Origin of the sequence: Streptomyces sp. NPDC059008 (assembly GCF_042749045.1) — a bacterium.
In the GTDB taxonomy this organism is placed as follows: Bacteria; Actinomycetota; Actinomycetes; order Streptomycetales; family Streptomycetaceae; genus Streptomyces.
In genome coordinates this window covers 161,549-184,896 of the sequence record NZ_JBHYJC010000013.1, presented here as the reverse complement: position 1 = coordinate 184,896, position 23,348 = coordinate 161,549, and the positions used below count along the sequence as shown (strand labels likewise).

General features: G+C 74.1%; 15 protein-coding genes. 7 read left to right on the top strand and 8 right to left on the bottom strand.

The window, feature by feature from the left end; genetic code table 11:
• Positions 1-37: 37 nt before the first annotated feature.
• Positions 38-976: a carbohydrate ABC transporter permease gene (locus ACFWZH_RS18490; protein WP_384431660.1), complete on the bottom strand. Its 939-nt coding sequence runs from the start codon at positions 974-976 to the stop codon at positions 38-40.
• Between the two features lie 227 nt (positions 977-1,203).
• Between ACFWZH_RS18490 and ACFWZH_RS18485 the strand changes: the two genes are divergently transcribed.
• On the top strand, positions 1,204-2,094 hold the full coding sequence (locus ACFWZH_RS18485; protein WP_384431657.1) for an aminoglycoside phosphotransferase family protein: 891 nt from the start codon (positions 1,204-1,206) through the stop codon (positions 2,092-2,094).
• Positions 2,095-2,239: 145 nt separating this feature from the next.
• On the opposite strand, the gene ACFWZH_RS18480 is transcribed toward ACFWZH_RS18485, so the two are convergent.
• Positions 2,240-2,965: an exonuclease domain-containing protein gene (locus ACFWZH_RS18480; RefSeq protein ID WP_384431654.1), complete on the bottom strand. Its 726-nt coding sequence runs from the start codon at positions 2,963-2,965 to the stop codon at positions 2,240-2,242.
• 198 nt (positions 2,966-3,163) lie between these two features.
• Here ACFWZH_RS18480 and ACFWZH_RS18475 point away from each other — a divergent pair, with 198 nt between their 5' ends.
• Positions 3,164-3,985 (top strand): SDR family NAD(P)-dependent oxidoreductase, encoded by an 822-nt coding sequence (locus ACFWZH_RS18475; protein ID WP_384431651.1) that lies wholly within the window; start codon positions 3,164-3,166, stop codon positions 3,983-3,985.
• A gap of 36 nt (positions 3,986-4,021) precedes the next feature.
• Here ACFWZH_RS18475 and ACFWZH_RS18470 read toward each other — a convergent pair whose 3' ends face one another.
• From ACFWZH_RS18470 to ACFWZH_RS18455, 4 genes are all read right to left on the bottom strand, one after another.
• Positions 4,022-7,375 carry a BTAD domain-containing putative transcriptional regulator gene (locus ACFWZH_RS18470; RefSeq protein ID WP_384431648.1) on the bottom strand — a complete coding sequence of 1,118 codons (3,354 nt, stop codon included), beginning with the start codon at positions 7,373-7,375 and terminating at the stop codon, positions 4,022-4,024.
• A 20-nt stretch (positions 7,376-7,395) separates the two neighbouring features.
• Positions 7,396-8,646, bottom strand: coding sequence for an SAV2148 family HEPN domain-containing protein (locus tag ACFWZH_RS18465; protein WP_384431645.1), 1,251 nt, complete (start codon positions 8,644-8,646; stop codon positions 7,396-7,398).
• A gap of 100 nt (positions 8,647-8,746) precedes the next feature.
• A complete protein-coding gene (locus tag ACFWZH_RS18460) occupies positions 8,747-10,084 on the bottom strand; it encodes a copper amine oxidase (protein ID WP_384431642.1) in 1,338 nt (445 codons plus the stop codon).
• Between the two features lie 55 nt (positions 10,085-10,139).
• Complete coding sequence (locus ACFWZH_RS18455; protein ID WP_384431639.1) at positions 10,140-10,943, bottom strand: Tat pathway signal sequence domain protein; 804 nt, start codon at positions 10,941-10,943, stop codon at positions 10,140-10,142.
• 241 nt (positions 10,944-11,184) lie between these two features.
• Here ACFWZH_RS18455 and glgX point away from each other — a divergent pair, with 241 nt between their 5' ends.
• Positions 11,185-13,407: a glycogen debranching protein GlgX gene (glgX, locus tag ACFWZH_RS18450; protein ID WP_384431636.1), complete on the top strand. Its 2,223-nt coding sequence runs from the start codon at positions 11,185-11,187 to the stop codon at positions 13,405-13,407.
• A gap of 234 nt (positions 13,408-13,641) precedes the next feature.
• Positions 13,642-16,194 carry a malto-oligosyltrehalose synthase gene (treY, locus tag ACFWZH_RS18445; protein WP_384431632.1) on the top strand — a complete coding sequence of 851 codons (2,553 nt, stop codon included), beginning with the start codon at positions 13,642-13,644 and terminating at the stop codon, positions 16,192-16,194.
• Between the two features lie 7 nt (positions 16,195-16,201).
• Here the strand turns inward: treY and ACFWZH_RS18440 are convergent, their stop codons facing one another.
• Positions 16,202-17,110 (bottom strand): LysR family transcriptional regulator, encoded by a 909-nt coding sequence (locus ACFWZH_RS18440; RefSeq protein WP_384431629.1) that lies wholly within the window; start codon positions 17,108-17,110, stop codon positions 16,202-16,204.
• Between the two features lie 120 nt (positions 17,111-17,230).
• Between ACFWZH_RS18440 and lpdA the strand changes: the two genes are divergently transcribed.
• Positions 17,231-18,667, top strand: coding sequence for a dihydrolipoyl dehydrogenase (gene lpdA, locus ACFWZH_RS18435; protein ID WP_384431626.1), 1,437 nt, complete (start codon positions 17,231-17,233; stop codon positions 18,665-18,667).
• 178 nt (positions 18,668-18,845) lie between these two features.
• Entirely contained in the window at positions 18,846-20,798 is a 1,953-nt protein-coding gene (gene otr(A) / locus ACFWZH_RS18430) for a tetracycline resistance ribosomal protection protein Otr(A) (protein ID WP_384431624.1), read from the top strand.
• A gap of 22 nt (positions 20,799-20,820) precedes the next feature.
• Here the strand turns inward: otr(A) and ACFWZH_RS18425 are convergent, their stop codons facing one another.
• The gene (locus ACFWZH_RS18425) at positions 20,821-21,366 is read right to left on the bottom strand and encodes an FHA domain-containing protein (protein WP_384431621.1); all 546 of its coding nucleotides are present in this window, start codon (positions 21,364-21,366) and stop codon (positions 20,821-20,823) included.
• 199 nt (positions 21,367-21,565) lie between these two features.
• On the opposite strand from ACFWZH_RS18425, the gene treZ reads away from it, so the two are divergent.
• The gene (gene treZ, locus ACFWZH_RS18420; protein WP_384431618.1) at positions 21,566-23,338 is read left to right on the top strand and encodes a malto-oligosyltrehalose trehalohydrolase; all 1,773 of its coding nucleotides are present in this window, start codon (positions 21,566-21,568) and stop codon (positions 23,336-23,338) included.
• Positions 23,339-23,348: the final 10 nt, after the last annotated feature.

The following is a 23,348-nucleotide window of genomic DNA, read 5'->3' as shown; positions in this document are numbered from 1 at the left end:
CTCCTTTGTGGTGTCCCACTCGTCCGCCGCGCACCGTTCACCGGTCGTCCTCCCCCTTCAGCCGGCCGACCAGGTAGCAGGCCAGGAGTACCGAGATCACCGCGACCATCGCCAGGCCCATCGTGGCGGCGTACCCGAACTGCCCGTAACGGAAGGCCTCTTCATAGGCGAAGAGCATCGGCAGCCTGGTGCGGCCGCCGGGTCCGCCGTCGGTCAGCACATAGACCAGGGCGAAGGAGTTGAAGTTCCAGATGAAGTTGAGGGCGGTGACGGCGAGCGCGATGGGCCTGATGGCCGGCCAGGTGACCGTACGGAAGCGGCGCCAGGCGCCCGCGCCGTCCATGGCCGCGGCCTCGTGCAGCTCGTGCGGCACGTTCTGCAGACCGGCCAGGAGGGTGACGGTGGTCTGCGGCATCCCGGCCCATACGCCGACGACGATGACCGCGGGAAGGGCGGTGGCCAGCCCGCTCAGCCAGTCGCGGCCGTCCGATCCGGACAGGCCGAGGCCGCGCAGCGTCTCGTTCAGGACGCCGGCGTCCGGGTGGTAGACCAGCCGCCACATGATGCCGACGACGACCTCGGGCATCGCCCACGGAATGATCGCCAGCGCCCGGGCCAGCCAGCGCAGCCGCAGGTTCAGATGGAGCAGCAGGGCGAGGCCGAGCGCCAGCAGGAACTGCGGGACGGTGACACCGAAGGCCCATAACAGGCCGATCCGGAACGAATCCCAGAACAGGGAGTCCTGGAAGAGGTCGGAGAAATTCAGCAGTCCCACGAACCGGGTGGCCTGGACCCGGCCCGACTGGGCGTCGGTGAAGGCCAGCCCGATGCCGTACAGCAGCGGCCCCACGCTCAGCACCAGGATGGGGAGCAGCGCGGGCAGCACGAGGAACCACGCGCCGTGGTCGCGCCGCGCGCTCCCGGCGCGGCCCGCATCCGCCGCGGTGGACCGCCGGGACGCGGTCGCGAGGGTCACAGCGGGGGCTCCCCGCCGCGTGTGCCCGCCTTCGGCGCCTGTGCCATCGTGCTCCCCCGTCCCCGTTCGCCCGCCGTCGTGTCCCCACCCGGCCGCCGTCATCGTCGTGAGGGCCGCCACGGCAGTCAAGGTCCCGGTCGCGATCCATGGCGGAACTCCCCGCCGGGCGGGTGTGCGGAGGCGTCCTGCGACACTGGTCGCGATCGCGCACCGCAGGAGGCATCACCATGACCGAACCGAGCCCCGCCGCCTTCACAGAGGCCCGCGCCCGGGACGTACTGGCCGCGGCCGGGCGGCCGGACGCGGCGGCCGACGCCCGGCTGCTCGCGCTCGGTGAGAACGCCGTCTTCGCCCTCGGCGACGGCGGTCCGGTCGTACGGGTGGGCCGCAGCGCCGAACTCCTGGAGCGCGCCGAGCGGGAACTGGGCGTGGCGCAGTGGCTGGCTGCCGCGGGCGTGCCGGCGGTACGGGCCGCGGAGCCGGTGGCCACGCTCGTCGACGGGCACCCCGTGACGTACTGGGAGCGGCTGCCGGAGGCCGTCCGCCCCGCCGGGCCGCAGGATCTCGCCGCGCTGCTGAAGCTGGTCCACGCCCTGCCGGAGCCGCCGTTCGCGCTGCCCCGGCGCGAGCTGCTGGGCGGTGTCGAACGCTGGCTGCGGCTGGCGGGCGACGCCGTGTCCGCGCCGGACGCGGAGTATCTGCGCGGGCGGCGCGATGCGTTCGCGGCGGCCGCCACGGCGCTGGAGCCGCATCTGCCCCGCGGCCCGATCCACGGCGACGCGCTGACCCGCAACGTCCATGTCGGACCCGACGGTCCGGTGCTGGTGGACCTGGAGACCTTCTCCTGCGATCTGCGCGAACACGATCTGGTCGTGATGGCGCTGAGCCGGGACCGCTACGGCCTGGACCCGGACGCCTACGACACCTTCGTGTCCGTCTACGGCTGGGACGTACGGGACTGGGAGGGCTGTGCCGTGCTGCGCGGGTCCCGGGAGACGGCGAGCTGCGCCTGGGTCTCGCAGCACGCACCCGGAAACCCGGCGGCGCTCAAGGAGTTCCGGCGCCGGATCGCCTCACTTCGGGAGAAGGACGCGACGGTGCGGTGGTATCCGTTCTGAGGCCGGGAGCGGAGTAGCGCGTCCGTGCCGCGGACAGGAGCGGCGTAGAACATCCGGGGCCAGGAGCGGCGTAGGGCATCCGCGCCGCGGCCCGGCCGTACGAAGACGGACCGCGGCGCGCGGCGGAGGGCCGGTCGTACCGACGCTACCGGGCCGGGCCGGCCTGGTACGGAATCAGCGGCCAGGCCGGTTCGACTATCGCCCGGGGGTCGCCGGAGCGCCGCAAGTACGCCTGGAACGAGGCGGCCTGGTCGGCGGCGGCCTGCTCCTGGAGGGCGTGCAGAGCGCGGGGCGAGGGGATGGCGACGGCCGGGTACTTCTCCCCGATGCGGCGGGCGACACCGGCGGCGGCGACCGCGTCGGCGCCCGCTTCGTGGGCGTCCTCCAGCCGGACGCCGTAATGGCCGCACAGCGCCTGCAGCGCGCGCTTGCCCTTGCGGTAGCGGTCCACGTGCTTGTCGAGGACGAGCGGGTCGATGACCGGCGCGGGGGCCCGGCCCAGCCGGTCGGTCAGGGTCCGCAGGCCGTGGCGCCGGCATTCGCGGTCCAGGAGGGAGAGGTCGTAGCGGGCGTTCATCACCACCAGGGGGATCTCCGCGCGCAGAGCCTCGGCCAGCGCCTCGGTGATCTCTTCAACGGCCGCTGCCGGCGACTGCCCGTGTTCTTGGACATATGCGGTCGAAATGCCATGTATGGCCGCGGCCTCATCGGGAATCGGCACCCCCGGGTCCAGCAGCCAGGTCCGCTTCGTGGCCGCCCGGCCGTCCCCCTCCAACCGGACCAGGGCGGCGGTGACGATGCGGTCCTGCTCCACGTCCGTGCCCGTCGTCTCCAGGTCGAAGCCGACCAGCAGCTCCTGATGCCAGCTCATGCCGAAACCTCGCTTCGCTCGGCCTGGCACTCGCGCGGCGCGCACCCGCGTTCCCTGCGTTCGCTGCCCTCGCTCATGCGGCCTCCTTCGGTGGTACTTCCCCCGTTGCTCGCCCACTCTGCCACGCACCACTGACAATCCACCGGCCACCCGTCGCGGCACGGGCGCCCGGCCGCGGGCACCCCTAGGCTGACGGCCATGGACCTACGGCTGGCAGGACACGGCGCGCTGGTGACGGGCAGCAGTTCGGGGATCGGCGCGACCATCGCCGAGACACTGGCGGACGAGGGCTGCGAGGTGCTCGTCCACGGACGGGACGCCGGGGCCGCGGCGGCCGTCGCCGAACGCATCGCGCGCCGCGGGGTACGGGCCGAGGTGGTGCTCGGCGACCTGACCGAACCCGGCGTCGCCGAACAGGTCGCCCTCACCGCACGCGACTTCGGGGCGCACATCCTGGTCAACAACGCCGGTCCGTTCGCCGAGCACGACTGGGAGAGCTCCCGGCCCGCCGACTGGCGCGCCGCCTTCGAGGGCAATGTGCTGCCGACGGTGCGGGTCAGCCAGACGCTGCTGCCCTCGCTGCGCGCGCACGGCTGGGGCCGGGTGATCACCATCGGCAGCCGGGCCGTACGCACACCGCTGCCCAACATGGTGACGTACTCGGCGGCCAAGGCGGCCGTGGTGAACATGACCACGAGCCTGGCCAGGCACCTCGCGGGGAGCGGGGTGACCGCGAACTGCGTGAGCCCGGGGGTGATCGTCACCCCGTCGATGTACCGCATGTGGCAGGAACGGACCGCGACGGGCGACGGCAGCGGGTCGGACGCGGCGGACGAACTCGGGGAGCCGGGCGAGCCGGACGAGGCGGGCATCGTCGCGCGGTACGCGCCGAATCCGACCGGACGTCTGGGGCGCCCGGAGGACATCGCGTCCGCGGTCGCCTATCTGGCGAGCCCGCGCGCCGATTACGTCAACGGAATCGAGCTACGGGTCGACGGGGGCATCACGGGGACACCGTAGGAGCTGTAGGACGCCGCCATCGCCGCCGCGCCTCCCTCACCGTTGCGCCTCCTGCGCGGTCTGCGCCGTCCCCTCCCCCGCCGCCCGCTCGCTCGCCTCCGTCGGCGTGCTCACCTCCGCCACCAGCACCTCTGCCACCAGCACCTCCGGTGCCGCCTCCGCGCCGCTCGCGTACGCCGCCGCGAAGGGTTCCGTGCCCAGGCCCCGGCGCGCCGCGGCCGTGCTGCGCGCGACGTCACCGCGCTCCGCGACGGGCTGCGGAGCCCCGGCCGCAGCGCGGAGCGCGCCGGCGCCGCCCAACAGCCGGGCCGCGGAGGCGAAGCGGCCGGCCAGCGCCTGGGCACCGGCCAGGCCTTCCAGTGCCAGCGCGACGGCACGGGGATCGGCGGTGGCGCGGGCCGCCGCGAAGCCGTCCAGGTGCCGGCGGCGGGCGGCCGGCGCATCGCCCCGCAGCTCGGCCACGAAGCCCAGCTCGGCCAGGACGAACGCGGTACCGGGGTCGCCGTCCCGGCCGCGGCACCACTCCAGCCAGGGCAGCAGATGCGCCTCGGCGTCGTCGAGGCGGCCCTCCCTTCTGGCGCCGAGCGCGAGTCCGGTCTCGGCGAACATCTCGCCGCGCCGGTGCGAGTGTTCGGCGGCCAGCCGCAGGCCCCGCTCGTGGAAGTCCCGGGCACCGGCCACCTCGCCGGTCAGCAGCGCGATCCGGCCCAGGCCGGAGAGCTGGTACGAGGCCTGGATCCCCAGGCCGAGTTCCTCGGCGATCCGCAGCCCGTCCTGATGGAGCCCGGCCGCCCGGGTGTAGTCGCCGGTGATCTCCGCGATCGCGCCGAGCGCGTCGGCCGCCTGCAACTGCCCCCAGCGGTCGCCCAGTTCACCGAAGAGGGCGGCGCTCTCCTCGGCGTCGCGGCGGCGCGCGGCCGGCTCCCTGCCGCCCGCCATCCGGGCGCGGCTGCTCAGCGCCGCGGCGGTGCCCCAGCGGTCGCCCAGCGCCCGGAAGGCCGCCAGCGCTTCCGACACCCGACGCGCCGCCACCGCGCTGTCGCCGAGGCCCACCTGGGCGTACCCCACAAACCACTGGGCCCAGGCCCGGTCCCGCGGCTCCTCGTGCTCCTCGTACCGCCGCAGTACAGCGGCCGCCCGCCCCACGGGGTCGGCGTCGCCGCCCGCCAGCGACGCCATCCCGACCTGCCAGGCGGCCGCCCGCAGCCGACGCCCCGCCGAGGCCGTGGTGCCGTCCCCCTCGGGGTCCGCACCGGGCGACGCGGGGACCGCGAGCGCGGCCTCCAGCGAGCGGCCCGCCTCCGCGATCCGGCCGCGCAGGAACCAGTACCAGGCCAGCGCGTCGACCAGGCGCAGTGCGCGGTCCGCCGCACCGCCGTGGACCCAGCCGTCCAGCGCCGCCCGCAGATTCGCGGCCTCCTGGTCGAGCCGCTCCAGCCACTGCCGCTGCTCCGCCCCGTACAGCAACGGCGCGGCGCGCTCGGCCAGTTCGGTGTAGTAGTCGTGGTGGCGGCGGCGTACCGCGGTCAGCTCGCCGGCCTCCCGCAGGCGTTCGAGGCAGTACGCGCCCACCGTCTCCAGCAGGCGGTAGCGCACTCCGTACGGCGTGGGGGCCACCGCCACCAGGGAGCGGTCCACAAGACGGACCAGCAGATCCAGTACCTCGTCCGGCCGTATGCCGTCGCCCGCGCAGACCGTCTCGGCGGCCTCCAGGGTGCAGCCGTCCGCGTGTACGGCCAGTCTGCGCAGCACGGTGCGCTCGGGGAGGGGCAGCAGCTCCCAGCTCCAGTCGATCATCGCGCGCAGGGTCTGCTGCCGGGCCGGCGCACCGCGTCGACCGGCCGCCGGCAGCCGGAACCGGTCGTCCAGCCGGGCGCTCAACTCCCTTACGCCCAGTGCGCGTACGCGGGTGGCGGCCAACTCCAGGGCGAGCGGGATGCCGTCTAGGCGGCGGCAGATCTCCGCCACGACGGGGGTGGTGTCCGCGTCCAGCGCGAAGCCGGGGTCGGCGGCGCCGGCACGGGCGGCGAACAGCGCGCGGGCACCGGCCGGCTCCAGCGGCGGTACGGTCCACACCACCTCGCCCGCCAGGCCCAGCGGTTCCCGCCCGGTCACCAGCGCCCGCAGCTCCGGCGCGGCGGCGAGGAGCGCGGCGGTGACCTCGGCGGCCGCCTCGACGACATGCTCGCAGTTGTCCAGGACGAGCAGCAGGCGCTTGCCCCGTACCGCGCCGACGAGCCGCTCCGCCACCGGGCCGGCGGCGGCGCCCTCCCGGATACCGAGCACGGCGAGCACGGCCTCGGCCACCTCGGCGGCGGTGCACTTGGCCGCACGCGCGCCCGCGGCGTCGTCCGGGCGGCTCAGCGCGGCCAGCTCCACGAGCCAGACGCCGTCCGGGAAGGCGTCGGCCGACCGGCCGGCGGTCTCCAGGGCGAGCCGCGTCTTGCCCACGCCACCGGGGCCGGTGAGCGTCACCAGGCGGGTGGCCGCGAGGAGCCGGCCGACCCGGTGGACGGCGTCCTGGCGACCGAGGAGTTCGGTGAGGGGGGTGGGAAGGTTGGTGCGCGGTCGCGCGGCGGGGCCGGTGGCAGGCCCCTCCGCCGCCCCCTCGGCCCCGGGGTGCCCGGCGCCCGCGTCGCTCGCCTCCCAGGGCTCCTGCCGCAGGATCGCCTGATGGACCGCGGTCAGCTCGGGACCGGGGTCCACCCCCAGCTCCTCGGCCAGTCCCGCGCGTACGGCGCCGTACGCGGCCAGCGCCTCGCTCTGCCGTCCGGACCGGTACAGGGCGGTCAGCTGCAGCGCGCGCAGCCGCTCCCGGAGCGGGTGCCGGGCCGCCAGGGCGGTCAGCTCGTCGGTCAGCGCGGCGTGTTCGCCCAGCTCCAGGCGTGCCGCGGCCCACTCCTCCAGGGCGGTCAGCCGCTGCTCCTCCAGGCTCTCGGCCACCGGGCGCACCAGGTCGTCGTCGGCGAATCCGGCGAAGGCCGGGCCGTGCCACAGGGCCAGGGCCTCGCCGAGCAGACCGGCCCGCTCCCGTGCGGTGGCGGCCGTGTGGGCGCGGGCCGTCAAGGCGGTGAAGCGGCCGGCGTCCAGGGCGTCGGCCGGGATGTCCAGCCGGTAGCCGGGCGGGGTCGGCGTCAGCAGTTTCCGGGCGCCGGGCTCCGCGGCGTCCAGGGCGCGGCGCAGCTGGGAGACCTTGCTCTGGAGGGAGGCGGTCGGGTTCGCGGGCGGCCGCCGGCCCCAGAGGTGGTCGATGAGCCGGGTCGCGGACACCGGGCGGCCGCGGTGCGCGAGGAGCGCGGCGAGCAACGCCCGTACCTTCTTCTCCGGGACGGGGGCGCGACGACCGTCGGCGGTCCGCACGTCCAGCGGGGCCAGTACGCGGAATTGCATGGGTCGACCGTACGAGGCGGTCAGGAGACCGGCCGCGAGTCCGCCCAGATGCTCTCGAACTCCTCCCGGTAGGTCTCGAAGAGGCCGTGGTCGCCGTCGCGCCCGTCGCGGGCGTCCTGGCGGACGACCTCGCGGGAGCCGCCGCGCAGCACCAGGACGGGGGACTCCATGCCCCGGCTCTTGCGGAGGTAGGGCTGGACGACGGCCAGACCGTCGGGGCCGTCGCCGTCGACGAGGTAGGCGGTGAAGCGCGGGGTCTCGTCGAAGACCTGGATCTCGAAGGCGCCGGGGTCCCGCAGCCGGGCGCGCACCCGCCGCATATGGAGGATGTTCATCTCGATGGAGCGGCTCATCTCGCCCTTCTTCAGGCCGATTTCGCGCTCCCGGCGGCGGACCGCGCTGCTCGCGGGGTTGAGGAAGAGCAGCCGGACCCGGCAGCCGGATTCGGCGAGCCGGACCAGGCGTCGGCCGGAGTAGTTCTGGACGAGGAGGTTCAGGCCTATGCCGACGGCGTCGAGGCGGCGGGCGCCCCCGAAGAGGTCCTCGGCGGGCAGCTGCCGCTGGAGGCGGACCCGGTCGGGGTGCACGCCGACGACATCGGCGTAGCGGTCGCCGACCAGGTCCTCCACCGCGTCGATCGGCAGCCGGCCGGAGATCCGGGTGCCGGTGCCGGAGCCGAGGATGTCCAGGAGCCGGGCGGAGGCGCGCTCGGCCTGGGCGAGGACGGTCTGCGACAGGGCGCGGTTGCGGGAGACGATGTTGCGGGCGACCTCCAGCTCGTCGAGGGCCAGCTCGACCTCGCGGCGGTCGTCGAAGTACGGCTCGAAGCAGGGCCAGTGCTGGACCATCAGTTCGCGGAGTTGCGGCAGCGTCAGAAAGCTGACGATGTTGTCGTCGGCGGGGTCGAGGAGGTAGCCCTTGCGGCGGCTGACCTCGCGGACGGCGACCGCGCGCTGCACCCACTCCTGCCCGGCGGGTCCGGCCGCGGCGACCACCCATTCGTCGCCGTGCACCGGCTCGTAGATGGGCCGCAGGACCGCCGCGACGACGGCCCGCAGCCGCTGCTCGACGAGATTCAGCCAGATGTAGGCACGACCGGCCCGGCGGGCCCGGGTGCGCACCTCGCTCCAGGCGTCGGCGCCCCAGTCCAGCTCCGCCCCGATCTCCAGCGGCCGTGCCAGGGACACCGCGCCGGGCGGTGCGTCGACGGAGCCGCCTTCTTGAGCCTCGTGACTCTCGTCACCAGGGGGCAACTCCAGCCCGCCGCTCACCTGCCACCGCCTCCCGAACCCCCGTGCCAACGATCAAGGCAGACTACTGCGGTGCGGGAGACGGTGCAGCAGGATGGGTCGAGTCGGCTGTCAACTCCCCTTATTCATAGTGCCCGTTGTGACCGGACAGCGCGGGCGGAGTGAGCGGATTCATAGCGGTGACGTCGCGCGGAGCCAGCTGGAAGCCCTGCCAGTGGACGGGCATCGGCTCCTGGTCCTCATCCCTGGCGACATGATGGAACCCGATGTTGACCCACGCGATGGGGTGTTTCAGCGGCTGGCCGTTGACCCAGGCGTCGACGCTCTTGCCGCCGCGGGCACCGCAGTTGGCCAGGTTGTTGCTGGCGAACTGCTCACATTTTTTGTAGTCGGTGAAATAGATGTCGTGCTTGGTGTAGCTGCGGCCGGTGTACTTGCTGGTGTGCCCCGGCACGATCTCGTACGAGCGCGGGTGGCCGTCCTTGTTCTTGCCGGTGGCGCTCACCACCCGCCACCAGCGCATCGGGCCGGCGTCCCCGGCCAGCTCCTTGGTGACGGGGGTGCGGGTGGTGCGGATGGTGGGAGTGCGGCCGCCGGGGCGGGTGGTGGTGGCGGAGTCGAACTGCTCGACCTTGTTGCCGGAGGAGCCGTCCAGGCCGAAGTTCAGCCGCCAGAAGACATTGTGGCTGTGGCTGGTGGCGTAGTCCTTGGCGCCCTTGCCGAGGGGCATACCGCGGCCGTCGCCGGCGTCGTAGTCGCCCGGCGAGACGGTGCCGGTGGCGCCGACCTGCATGGTCATGGCGCCGTCGCCGGAGAACCGCCATTCGGTGATGTACTCGTACCAGCCGACCTTGTTGACGGTGTAGAGCAGCAGGTCGTTGCCCTGGAGCTGGTAGGTCTTGGTGTCCTCCCCGGGGTAGGCGCCCAGCCGGTAGGCGTGGCCGCGGGCCCGGGTGGTGGCGCACAGGCCCCCGACCTCGGGGTGCGCGGGGTCCCAGGCACCGGGCACCTTGACGGTCTTTATGGTGCCGCCGGGGCATTCGGCGGGGGCGAGCTTCTGCAGGCCCTGGGCGAAGCCCTGGCCGGTGAGGTCGTCGTACTCGTTCGTGCCGTCGTCGTAGGGGACGTGGATCTGGGCGAGCTTGGCGGTGGTGAGCACCTTGATCGGGGCCGGTTCGCCCTTGGGCTGGTAGGAGATGTCGTCCAGGACCAGGCCGGCGTTGCCCTCGTAGTGCCAGCACATCCGCCAGACCGTGCCGCCGTCGAGCGCCTGGGTGATGCGGTAGGCGGCGCTGCACTGGGGCGCGGGGGCGGGCGCGGCGGCGGGGGTCTCGGGGGCGGCCTGGGCGGCCGGGCCGGTCAGCAGGGCGGTCGCGGCGAGCAGCGGGGCCGCGGCGAGGGCGGCGGCGCGCCGGTACGGGCGGTGGGTCGAGGTGCCGGTGGTGCGTCTTTGGCGCATGGTGGCGGCTCCAGTACGAAGAAGTGGAGGTCGATGGCGGGCCCGCTCGGCACGGTCAGCTCAGGCGGGCGACGGTGCGGGCGCTGAGGTCGATGACGAAGCGGCGGGTGTCGATCCACTGACCGTTTTTGATCTTGGTGAAGAGGCGGACGCAGCGGTGCTCCCCGCAGGCGGCGAGGGCGCCGGGCGCGTCGCCCTCCGCGCGCCCCCGGTAGACGAAGCCGGTCACGGCGAGCGGATCGGGGCCGGTGAGGTCGCGACCGGTGGCGTCGCGGTAGTCCTGGCGCAGACCCGAGCCGAGCGGGGCGGCGATCAGCAGCCGCGCCGCCTGGACTGCCTCGTCGTGGCTGGGCGGCGGCTGGACGCCGTGCTGGGTGTCGGTCGACTCCACCTTCGAGGTGGTCAGGTTGACGGTCTTGGTGATGTAGCGGTCGCTCGCGTAGTCGTAGTACGAGACGTTCGCCCGGCGCGGCGGGTCGGCGAGCCCCACCTCCGACGGGCCGAGTTCGGCCAGGTCGGTGGTGAGCGGCTCGGGCCCCGGCTTGCCGGTGACGTCCTTGGCGACGCCGCGCACGGGGCGCGGCAGCGCCAGCTCCCGGGCACGCCGCAGTTCGTCGTCGGTGAGCGGATCGCGTCCCTGGCCGCGCTCCCCCTGGGCGCGGACCTGCTCGACGACACCGGGCGGCGGCTGCCCCGGGTCGCGCCCCGGTGCGGCTTCGCCGGCCGCGGCGGGCCGGGCGCTGCCTGCGTCGTCGGCGCCGGCGGGCAGGGTGACCGCCACCATGACGGCGGTGCCCGTCAGTGCGATGGCGGCGGTCGCGACGACCTTGCCGAGGTGGCGGTGCATCAGTTGGTGCACGGTTCCCCCCTGCTGTCACATTCCGTGACACGCATCTCGGATTCCCCCGTCAGTCCTCCAGTAGGACGTCCAATAGGACGAACCGACATCGCGACAGGTTGCCCACTATTCAGCCGAGATCCAAGGAAAAGACCGCCGTGTACGACAAGTTGCGACAGGTTGCGGAAGATTTTGCTTCGGTCCGCGGACGCGTGTCGTGGAGTCGCCGCAGCGCCCGACGAGAAAGTGGAAGAGTCTACGCATGCAGGTCTGGCCGGGACAGATGTATCCACTGGGTGCCACCTATGACGGGGCGGGCACCAACTTCGCGGTGTTCTCCGAAGCCGCGAAGCGCATCGAGCTGTGTCTGCTGCACGACGACGGCTCGGAGACCGCCGTCGAGCTGCGCGAGAGCGACGCCTTCGTGCGGCACGCCTACCTTCCGGGGGTGATGCCGGGACAGCGCTACGGCTTCCGGGTGCACGGCCCCTACGAGCCGCAGCGGGGGCAGCGCTGCAACTCGGCGAAGTTACTGCTCGACCCGTACGCACGGGCTATGAGCGGCCGGATCGACTGGGACGAGGCGGTCTACGGCTACCACTTCGGGCGCCCCGAGGTGCGCAACGACCTGGACTCGGCGCCGCACACCATGGCGTCGGTGGTGGTCAATCCGTACTTCGACTGGGGTGACGACCGCCCGCCGCGCACCGCGTACCACGAGACGGTCCTCTACGAGGCCCATGTCAAGGGCCTGACGATGCTCCACCCGGAGCTCCCCGCGGAGCTGCGCGGCACCTACGCGGCACTGGCGCACCCGGCGATCATCGACCATCTGACGGAGCTGGGGGTGACCGCCCTGGAGCTGATGCCGGTGCATCAGTTCGTCCAGGACCATCGGCTGGTGGACGCGGGGCTGACGAACTACTGGGGCTACAACACCATCGGCTTCTTCGCCCCGCACAACGCCTACGCGTCCTGGGGCGACCGCGGGCAGCAGGTGCTGGAGTTCAAGACGGCGGTACGGGCGCTGCACCAGGCCGGCATCGAGGTGATCCTCGACGTGGTCTACAACCACACCGCCGAGGGCAGCCATCTCGGTCCGACCCTGTCGTTCCGGGGGCTGGACAACGCCTCCTACTACCGGCTGTCGGACGACCGGCAGTACTACATGGACACCACCGGCACCGGGAACTCGCTGCTGATGCGCAGCCCGCACGTGCTCCAGCTGGTGATGGACTCGCTGCGCTACTGGGTGCAGGAGATGCGGGTGGACGGCTTCCGCTTCGATCTGGCGGCGACGCTGGCCCGGCAGTTCCACGAGGTCGACCGGCTGTCGTCGTTCTTCGACCTGGTGCACCAGGACCCGGTCGTCAGCCAGGTGAAGCTGATCGCCGAACCGTGGGACGTCGGCGAGGGCGGCTACCAGGTGGGCAACTTCCCGCCGCTGTGGACCGAGTGGAACGGCAAGTACCGCGACACCGTACGGGATCTGTGGCGGGGCGAACCGCGCACCCTGGCGGAGTTCGGGTCCCGGCTGACGGGGTCGTCGGACCTCTATCAGGAGGACGGGCGGCGGCCGCTGGCCTCGGTGAACTTCGTGACCTGCCACGACGGCTTCACGCTGCGCGACCTGGTCTCGTACAACGACAAGCACAACGAGGCCAACGGCGAGGACAACCGCGACGGCGAGCGCTACAACCGGTCCTGGAACTGCGGCGCCGAGGGGCCCACCGACGATCCCTCGGTGCGGCGGCTGCGGTCCCGGCAGATGCGGAACTTCCTCGCCACGCTGATGCTGTCGCAGGGCGTGCCGATGCTCAGCCACGGCGACGAGTTCGGACGCAGCCAGCAGGGCAACAACAACGCCTACTGCCAGGACAACGAGCTGTCGTGGGTGCACTGGCCGCAGGACGTGCCGGGGGCGGGCGCCGAGCCGGGGACGGCCGACGACGCGGACGGGGCGGACGGGGCGAACGCGACGGATGAGGCGGCCGGGCCGCAGGAGGCACCGGGGGCGGACGAGGAGCAGCGGGCGCTGCTGGCGTTCGTCCGGCAGATGGTGTGGCTGCGGCGCGACCACCCGGTCTTCAGGCGCCGGCGGTTCTTCCAGGGCCACCCCATGGAGGGCACCCACGACGAGCTGTCGGACATCGCGTGGTTCACGGCCGGCGGCGGGGAGATGGGGCCGCGCGACTGGCAGTCGGTGCACGCCAAGTCGCTGACCGTCTTCCTCAACGGCAGCTCGATCTCCGAGCCGGGTCCGCGCGGCGAGCCGATCAGCGACGACTCGTTCCTGCTGATGTTCAACGCCCACGACCAGGAGAAGGAGTTCGTGATCCCCGAGCACCTCGGCCGGCAGTGGCAGGTCGTGGTGGACACCGACCGGCCGGAGGGGGTGGCCGACGGCGCCGGCGCCAAGGTCAAGGCCGGCGACCGGCTGACGCTGACCGACCGGAGCCTGCTGGTGCTGCAGCGGCCGGCGTAGCCTCGGGCGTCCGGTCAGGCCGGTCCCAGCCGCCAGGCGGCCACGGGCGCCGGGTAGCGGCCCAGTGTCCAGGCGGCCGCATGCCCGTGCCGGGGGTCCGGCGCGTCGCGGAGTACGGACACCAGCGCCGGCTGGGGAGCAGCCGCTGCCGGTGAGAGTGATCAGGCCGCTCGGGTGATGACAATGCCGGAAGGAGATGACAGATCGGGCCCCGGGCGGGGTACGGGTGTTCCCATGACGCAGCCATCGAGTCCGTCGCCGACCGCCACCTACCGGCTGCAGCTCCAGCCGGACTTCCCGTTCGCCGCCGCCGAGCGGGCCGTCCCCCATCTGGCCGCGCTGGGCGTCTCCCATCTGCATCTCTCCCCGGTGCTGGAGTCGGTGCCGGGGTCCACGCACGGCTACGACGTGGTCGACCACTCGGCGGTACGGGCCGAGCTGGGCGGCGAGCGGGGGCTGCGGGCGCTGGCGGCGACGGCCCGTGCGCACGGGCTCGGGCTGGTCGTCGACATCGTGCCGAACCACATGGCCGTGCCGGAGCCGGTGGCGCTCAACGGCCCGCTGTGGGAGGTGCTGCGCGACGGGCCGGCCTCCCCGTCTGCGCGGTGGTTCGACATCGACTGGGACGGCGGGCACGGCGGGCGTCTGCTGCTGCCGGTGCTCCACGGGCCGCTCGGCGACGAGGCGCAGCACTTCCGCGTCGACGCCGCGGAGGGGGTGCTGCGCTATCACGCGCACACCTTCCCGCTGCGCCCCGGCACCGAGGACCTTCCGCTGGAGCGCCTCCTGCCGGCGCAGTGGTACCGCCTCGCCTGGTGGCGGCTGGCCCGCAGCGAGCTCAACTACCGCCGCTTCTTCACCATTTCGGAGCTGATCGGGGTGCGCGTGGAGGACCCCGAGGTCTTCGCGGCCACGCACGACACGGCGCTGCGGCTGGTCCGTGACGGCGTCATCGACGGGCTGCGGATCGACCACCCGGACGGCCTGGTGGACCCCGCCGGCTATCTGGCCCGGCTGCACGAGGCGACCGGGGGCCGCTGGACCGTCGTCGAGAAGATCCTCACCGGCGACGAGCGGCTGCCCGCGAGCTGGACCTGCGCCGGCACGACGGGCTATGACGCGCTGCGGCACATCGACGGGCTCTTCGTCTGCCCACAGGGCTCCGGGCGGCTCTTCTCCCACTACCGCGACTTCGTCACCCCGCTGGCCGACGAGGGGGGCGACTGGGAGGAGACGGTGCGCCGGGCCGCGTACGAGGTCGTCACCCACGATCTGGCCGCGGAGGTCGAGCGGCTGGTGCGGACCGCGGCACGGATCAGCGCGCGCGACCCGCGGCCCGGTGACCACGCACCCTGGGCGCTGCGGCAGGCGATCCGGGAGCTGCTGGTGCGGCTGCCGGTCTACCGGCCGTACGCCGCCGACGCGACGCGGGCGGTGACGGACGCGGCGATGCTGGGGCGGGCGGCGGTGCGGGCGCGCGGCGCGTTCCGGGTGCCCGAGGAGGCGCGGGCGGTGGACCTGGTCCACGATCTGGCGCTGGGCCGGTGGACGGACGAGGCGGCGGGGGGCGACGGGTCGCGGGAGCCCGCGCCCGAGCGGCACGACGCGGACCGCGCCGACTTCGCCGCCCGGTTCGCCCAGACCGCGTCCGCGCTGCGCGCCAAGTCCGTCGAGGACACCGCCTTCTACCGCTATCCGGTGCTGCTGTCGGCCTGCGAGGTCGGCGGCGACCCCGGGGAGCCCGCGCGGGGCCCCGCGGCCTTCCACGCCTACTGCGCCCGGATCCAGCGGGACTGGCCGGCGACGGCCACGGTGCTCACCACCCACGACACCAAGCGCAGCGCCGATGTGCGGGCGCGGATCGCGGTGCTGTCGGAGTGCCCGGACCGGTGGCGGGACGCGCTCGGCGCGATGGGCGAGGCGGCGGTGTGCGGGGCCGCGGGCGGTTCGATGGACGGCGCGGGCCCGGCGGACCCGATGGTGTCCTGGCTCGTCTGGCAGACCGCGTTCGGCCTGGGCGCGCCCGCCGGGCAGTCCGCGGCGACGGGGGCGCTCCCCCAGCTACCGCTGGGGGCACCCCCACCGGACGACAGCTGGGAAAGGGTCGCGGCCGCGGTCCTGAAGTCCGTACGGGAGGCCGGGCTGCGCACCTCGTGGACCGAGCGGAACGCGGACTACGAGGAGGCGGTGGCGGAGTTCGTCCTGGGCGGGCCGTGCGGTCCGTCGGCCGCCCCGCTCGCCGCGCTGGGCGAGGAGCTGGCCCCGTTCGTCCGCGCCAACGTACTGGGGGCCACGCTGTTGCACCTGACCATGCCCGGCGTCCCCGACCTCTATCAGGGCACCGAGCTCGGCTATGCCGCGCTGGTCGACCCGGACAACCGGCGGCCGGCCCGGTTCCGTCCGGAGCTGCTCGCCGAGCTGGACGGCGGGGCCGCGCCGCGCGATCTGTCCGGCGAGAAGCTGCGGTTGACGGCCGCGGCGCTGCGGCTGCGGCGCGAGCACCCCCGGTGGTTCGGCGCCGGCGCGGCGTACGAGCCGGTGGAAGCCGAGGGGCCGGCGGCCGAGCACTGTGTGGCGTTCTGCCGTGGCGGGCGGGTGCTGACGGTGGTGACCCGGCTGTCGCTGCGGCTGGTGGAGACCGGCGGCTGGTGGGACACCGGGCTCCGGCTGCCCTCCGGGGGGACGTGGCGCGAGCTGCTGAGCGGGCGGGAGCTGCCGGGCGGCGCGGTGGTGGGGCTGAGCGAACTGCTGGGGGAGTCGCCGGTGGCGCTGCTGGTCCGCGAGTGACGCGCCGTCAGTCGGCTGGCCGGCCGGACCGGGGGCCGTCGTCCCCCGCCCCGTCGGCGGCCCGCAGCAGCTCGGTGAACTCCGCGGCGGCACCGGTCAGTTCGACGCGTGAGAAGACCGTGATCTCGCGCCGCCAGGGCGGGTCGGTGGGCACCGACGCACAGTCCAGGCCGCGCAGTTCATGGGCCGCGGTCAGCAGGACGCCGACGCCCGCCGACGCCATCCGCACGGCGGTCGAGCTGTGCTGGGTGCGGACGGCGGTACGCGGGGTGAAGCCCACCCGTTCGCACTCCAGGTCCAGCCAGCGCCGGCCCTCGACCATCGGCTCCAGGCTGCACCGCACCCAGGACCGGTCGGCCAGCTCGGCCAGCCGCACCGACTCGCGGGCGGCGAGCGGATCGCCGTGCGGCACGACCAGCACCATCCGCTCCCGCCCCACGACGGTGACCGGCCCCTGCCAGTCCTTGGGGCCCGGCCCGAGCGCCATGTCGGCGACACCGCGCGCCATGTGCTCCTCCAGCTCCTCGGTGGTGGCGTACTCGTGGAGCACCAGGCGCACACCGGGGTGCTCGCGGGTCCAGCGTGCGCAGACCTCCGGCAGCACCCCGATCGCCTGCGCATGCACCGTCGCGATATGCAGTTCGCCGCTGTGCGCGCCGCCGGCGGCCAGCGCGGCGCGGCGGGCCTGCCGGGCGCTGCGGACGGCGAGTTCGGCGTGCGGGAAGTAGGCCCGGCCCATCGCCGTCAGCCGCACCCCGCGCGGCATCCGCTCCAGCAGCGGGCCGCCGACCTCCCGCTCCAGCGCCTTGATCTGGTGCGAGAGCGCGGACTGGGTGACGTGCAGCGCCTCGGCGGCGCGGGTGAAGGACTCCTCCTCGATGACCGCCACCAGATACTCCATCTGCCGCAGGCTCATCGCCCCGCCCCTCCCCGCCGCACGCCCCACCGCCCATGACGATCCTTCATCACCACCATAGAAACATTGCCTTGGACTCATCGCCGCAGGTGGGCGGAGTCTGAGCACATGCCTGATCGCATGAGTGAGACAGACTCGAACACCACGGACGTCATCGTCATCGGCGGCGGCACGGGCGGCTACAGCACCGCCCTGCGCGCCGCGTCCCTGGGCCTGCGGGTGGTCCTGGCCGAGCGCGACCTGATCGGCGGCACCTGCCTGCACCGCGGCTGCATCCCCAGCAAGGCCATGCTGCACGCCGCCGAGCTGGTGGACGGCATCGCCGAGGCCCGGGAGCGGTGGGGCGTCAAGGCCACCGTCGACGCCCTGGACTGGCCGGCGCTGGTGGCCACCCGCGACGACATCGTCGCCCGCAACCACCAAGGCGTGGCGGGGCACCTGTCGACGGCACAGGTCCGGGTCGTCAAGGGCACGGCACGGCTGACCGGTTCGCGTACGGTCCACATCGAGGGCGCCGGGGACGTCACCGCCCGGCGCGGCATCGTGCTGGCCACCGGCTCCCGGCCGCGTCTGCTGCCGGGCCTGGAAGCGGACGGCCGCACGATCGTGACCAGCGACGACGCCCTGTTCGCGGCCGAACTCCCGGCGTCCGTAGTGGTCCTGGGCGGTGGCGCGATCGGCGTCGAGTACGCCTCGTTCCACCGTTCCATGGGCGCCGAGGTCACACTCGTCGAGGCGGCGCAGCGGCTGCTCCCGCTGGAGGACGAGGACGTCGGCCGCCACCTGGCGCGCGGCCTGAAGAAGCGCGGCATCACCGTCCGTACGGGCGCCACCCTCACCGGCACCGAGCTGCTGCCGGACGGTGTCCGGGCCACCGTGACCACCGCCGGCGGCGAGGAGCTGGTGATCGAGGCCGAGCGGCTGCTGGTCGCGGTGGGGCGCGCCCCGGTGAGCGACGGGCTCGGCCTGGAGGCCGCCGGACTGTCCACGGACGCCCGGGGGTTCGTCGTGCCGGCGGACTGGTCGCGGCTGGAGACCGCCGTACCGGGCATCCACGTGGTCGGGGATCTGCTGCCGCCGCCGTCGCTGGGGCTGGCTCACGCCTCCTTCGAGGAGGGCCTGCTGGTGGCCGAGACTCTGGCGGGCGTCCCCACGCGGCCGGTGGACTACGCGACCGTCCCGCGGGTGACGTACTCCTCGCCGCAGACCGCGTCGGTCGGTCTGACCGAGGCCGAGGCACGCGCCCGCGGCCTGGAGATCAAGGTCAACTCGATGCCGCTGGCCGCCACTGCCAAGGGCATGGTGCACGGACAGGGCGGCATGGTGAAGGTGATCGCGGCGGCCGACGGTGCGGGCGGCGAGGCCACCGGTGCGGTGCTCGGCGTGCATCTCGTCGGGCCGCACGTCTCCGAGATGATCTCGGAGAGCCAGCTGATCGTGGCCTGGGACGCCGAACCCTCCGACATCGCCCAGCACGTCCACGCCCACCCGACCCTGTCGGAGGCGGTCGGCGAGGCCTTCCTGACGCTGGCCGGCCGCGGGCTGCACCAGCACTGAGCGGACGGGGGCGCGCCCCCGCGGACCGGACGATCAATTCGGTTGCGCGGGGGCGCGCCGTTGGTCAGCATGGCCCGGTCAGCACGACCCTTTCTGAAGCAGGAGCACGGAATGCGCGGATTCCTCGGAACGCCCCCTCGCCCCGTCCGGACGACCGTTCTTGAGGAATCCACCTTCCATGCTTCCCTCGCACACCCTGAACATCGGGATTCTCGCCCACGTCGACGCAGGTAAGACCAGCCTCACCGAGCGGCTGCTGTTCGACACCGGCGCCATCGACCGGCTCGGCAGCGTCGACGCCGGCAGCACCCGTACGGACACCGGCGAGCTGGAGCGGCAGCGCGGCATCACCATCCGCTCGGCCGTCGCCTCCTTCACCGTCGGCGAGGTCCAGATCAACCTCATCGACACCCCCGGGCACTCCGACTTCATCGCGGAGGTCGAGCGCGCCCTGGGGGTGCTCGACGGCGCCGTGCTGCTGCTGTCCGCGGTGGAGGGCGTCCAGGCCCGGACCCGGGTGCTGATGCGGACACTGCGGCGGCTGCGGCTGCCCACCCTGCTCTTCGTCAACAAGATCGACCGGGTCGGCGCCCGGGACGAGGCGCTGCTCGCGGACATCCGCCGCCTGCTGACGCCGGTCGCCGTCCCCATGACGTCGGTGTCCGGCCTGGGCACCCCAGGGGCGCGCTCGGTGCCGTACGCGCTGGAGGACCCGGGGGTCCGCGACCGGATCGCCGAGGCGGTGGCCGAGGCGGACGAGTCCGTGCTGGCCCAGCTGGTCGAGGGCCCGCCGCCCACCGCGGACGGGCTGCGCGCCGCCCTCGCCGCGCGCACCGCCGACGGTTCGCTGCACCCGGTGTACTTCGGTTCGGCGCTCGGCGGCCAGGGCGTCGGCACGCTCGTCGACGGCATGGTCCGGCTGATCCCACCGGCCCCGGTGGTCACGGGCACCGAACCCCGCGGCACGGTCTTCGCCGTCCACCAGTCGCCGCGGGGCGAGCGCACGGCCCATATCCGGCTCTACGAGGGCGAGTTGCGGCCCCGGCAGCGGATCGAGCTGCACCGTCCGGGCGCCCCCGACGGCGCCGGCGGCCCGCTGACCGGCCGGATCACCGCACTCGACGTCGTCGGGCGACCGCCCGGCGACGACGGACCGCTGACCCCGGGCAACATCGCGGTGCTCCGCGGGCTGCCCGGCATCCGGACCGGCGACCGCCTCGGCCCGCCCACCGGCGCTCCCGCCGAGGCCGGTCTCTTCCCCTCCCCCACCCTCGAAACCCTCGTCCGGCCCGGCGATCCGGCACACGCCGCCGCGTTGCGCGCCGCGCTGCTGGCACTCGCCGACCAGGACCCGCTGCTGCAGGTCCGCCCCGCGCCCGACGGCGCCACCTCGGTGCTGCTGCACGGCGAGGTGCAGAAGGAGATCATCGCGGCCACCCTGCGTCAGGAGTACGGCATCGAGGCCGTGTTCGCACCGAGCCGGGTGGTGTGCGTGGAGCGGCCGTGCGGCGTCGGCGAGGCGCTCCACGAGATCGCCCGGCGCGGCCACACCGGCCCCTGGGCCACGGTCGGGCTGCGCGTCGAACCGGGCGCCCGCGGCTCCGGCCCGGTCTTCGCCTACGAGACCGAACTGGGGGCGCTTCCGCACGGCTTCCACCAGGCCGTCGAGGAGACCGTACTGGCGACCCTGCGGCGGGGCCCGCGCGGTCTGGCGGTGACGGACTGCCGTGCGGTGCTGACCCGCTCCGGCTTCATCGGCCCGGTCAGCACCGCCGGGCACTTCCGCGCGGTCACGCCCGGCGTGCTGCTGCGCGCCCTGGAGCGGGCCGGCACCCGGGTGTACGAGCCGTACCACGCCTTCGAGGCCGAGGTCCCGCTCGCCGCGCTCGCGCCCGTGACCGCCCGGCTGGCCGCGCTGGGCGCGGAGCTCGGCGAGACCTCCGGCGGCCGCCGGTCCTGGCTGCTCAGCGGCGCCCTGCCGGCCCGCCATGTCCAGGAGTTCGAGGGGCTGTTGCCGGGGCTGACGCACGGCGAAGGGGTGTGGATGTCGTATCCGTCGGGCGATCGCCCGCTACGGCAGGACGCGGCGTCGCTCAGGGAGGGGAGCCAGGTCCTGGGGCAATGCACCTAGGGCCTGCCCGATGGGTCAGGCCCTAGCGCTCCGTCAGCACGTAGTCCACCCTGCCGAAGGTGATGTGGTCGCCGGGGCCGACGGGGACCTCGCCGACCACCCGGCGGCCGTTGACGCAGGTGCCGTTCGTGGAGCCGAGGTCGCGCAGCAGCCAGCCCTTGCCGGCGCTGCGGAGTTCGGCGTGGGCGCGGGAGACCGTCTCGTGGTTCAGGCGCAGGCCCACCCCCGGGGCCCGCCCTATGAGCAGGGGGAACGGTCCCGGCTCCGGCAGCAGGAGCTTGGGCAGCCGCTCGGTGCGCCAGGCCCTGCGCACCCGTATGTGGAAGGCCGATACCCGGCCGACCATCCGCAGCAGGGTGCCCTGGAACTTGCCGCGGCTCTCCAAGTCGGCGGTGACCAGGTCGAGTTCGGAGTGCTGTTGGGCGGTGAGGACGAGTTCCAGACGCCGCAGAAAGGTGTCCTGGGACAGCCGTCCCTGCGCCGCGCCGTCGCGCAGCAGATCGAGAGCGCGTTCCCGGTCGGCATCCGACGGGCGCGCCGGGCGCGCGGGGAACTCGAGCGAAGTCATGCCGTGATTGTCCGACCACCGCGTGCCGCTGTCCAGGCGATGTAGGTGCGCGGGGCGGTCGACCCGGTCACGTCGGCCGGCTCCCCGGAACGGCCCAGCGCGATGGCGCATTGTCGGCCCGCACCGCCCCGCCGGGCTGTGCGGGGGCGCGACGGCATGCTTGGCTCGTGGGAACCGCCGCGATCGAAGGAGGACGGCCGTGCTGTTCGAGGTGTGGGCGCCGAGGGCCGGGCAGGTCGTTCTCCAGTGGGCGGGGGACCGGGCCGGTGAACCGCTGGTCGCGATGGAGCGGGACGAGGACCGCGCGGGCTGGTGGCGCGCCGAGGCGCCGGCCCGCGACGGCGACCGCTACGCCTTCCGGCTCGACGGCGGGCCGCCGCGGCCCGATCCACGCGCCGCGCGGCTGCCGGACGGCCCCGGCGGGCCCGGCGCGGTCGTCGAGCACGACCGGTTCGGCTGGCGGCACCCGTGGTCCGGCCGCCCGCTGCCCGGCGCGGTCCTCTACGAGCTGCACATCGGGACGTACACCCCCGAGGGCACCTTCGACGCCGCGGCCGCGCGGCTGCGGCACCTCGCCGACCTGGGGGTCAGCCATGTGTCGCTGATGCCCGTCTGCCCGTTCCCGGGCACCCACGGGTGGGGGTACGACGGGGTCGCGCCCTGGGCGGTGCACGAGCCGTACGGCGGGCCCGACGGGTTCAAGCGGTTCGTGGACGCCGCGCACGGCCTGGGCCTGGGAGTCGTCCTCGACGTGGTGCACAACCACCTCGGACCGTCGGGCAACCACCTCCCCGAATTCGGGCCGTACTTCACCGAGACCCATCACACGCCGTGGGGAGCGGCGGTCAACCTCGACGCGCCCGGCTCCGACGAGGTGCGCGGCTACCTCGTCGGCAGTGCGCTGGCCTGGCTGCGCGACTACCGGCTCGACGGGCTGCGGCTGGACGCCGTCCACGCGCTGCACGACGACCGGAGCCCGCACTTCCTGGCCAAGCTGTCCGCCGCCGTGGACGGGCTGGCCGGCCGCCTGGGGCGCCCGCTGTTCCTGATCGCCGAGTCCGACCTCAACGATCCGCGCACCACCGCACCCCGGGAGGGCGGCGGCCAGGGCCTGCACGCCCAGTGGAACGACGACTTCCACCACGCCCTGCACACCGCGCTCACCGGCGAATCCCAGGGCTACTACGCCGACTTCGCACGTGCCCCGCTCGCCGCCCTCGCCAAGACCCTGACCGGCGGCTTCTTCCACGACGGTACGTACTCCAGCTTCCGCGGCCGGGTGCACGGCGCGCCGCTGGACCTGCGCGACACGCCCGCGTACCGACTGCTGGCCTACGCCCAGACGCACGACCAGGTCGGCAACCGGGCGCTCGGCGACCGGCTCGCCGCCGACGTGCCCCCCGGGCTGCTCGCCTGTGCCGCCGCGCTGGTGTTGTGCTCGCCGTTCACCCCGATGCTGTTCATGGGTGAGGAGTGGGGGGCGACCACGCCCTGGCAGTACTTCACCGACCACACGGATCCGGAGCTGGCGGAGGCGGTACGGGCCGGCCGGCGGCGCGAGTTCGCCGCGCACGAGTGGGCGGGCGAGGTCGGCGACTGGCCCGACCCCCAGGACCCGGCCACCCGCGACCGCTGCGTCCTGGACTGGTCCGAACCGGCCCGCCCGCCCCACGCCCGCCTGCTGGCCTGGCACCGTACGCTGCTGACGCTGCGCCACGAGCTGCCCGCGCTGACCGACCCCGATCCGCGCCACACCGACGTCCGCTTCGACGAGGACGCCCGCTGGCTGCTGCTGCGGCGCGGCCCGCTGCGGGTGGCGGTCAACCTGGGGCGGGACACCACGGCGGAGATCGCGGTGGCGGACCGGGACACCGGCCTGCAGGCACTGGCGGGCTGGCCCGAGGCCCGGCTCCCCGGCGCGGACGGGGTGCTGCGGCTCCCGCCGGAGTCGGTGGTGGTCCTGGGCCCCTAGGCGCTGTCTG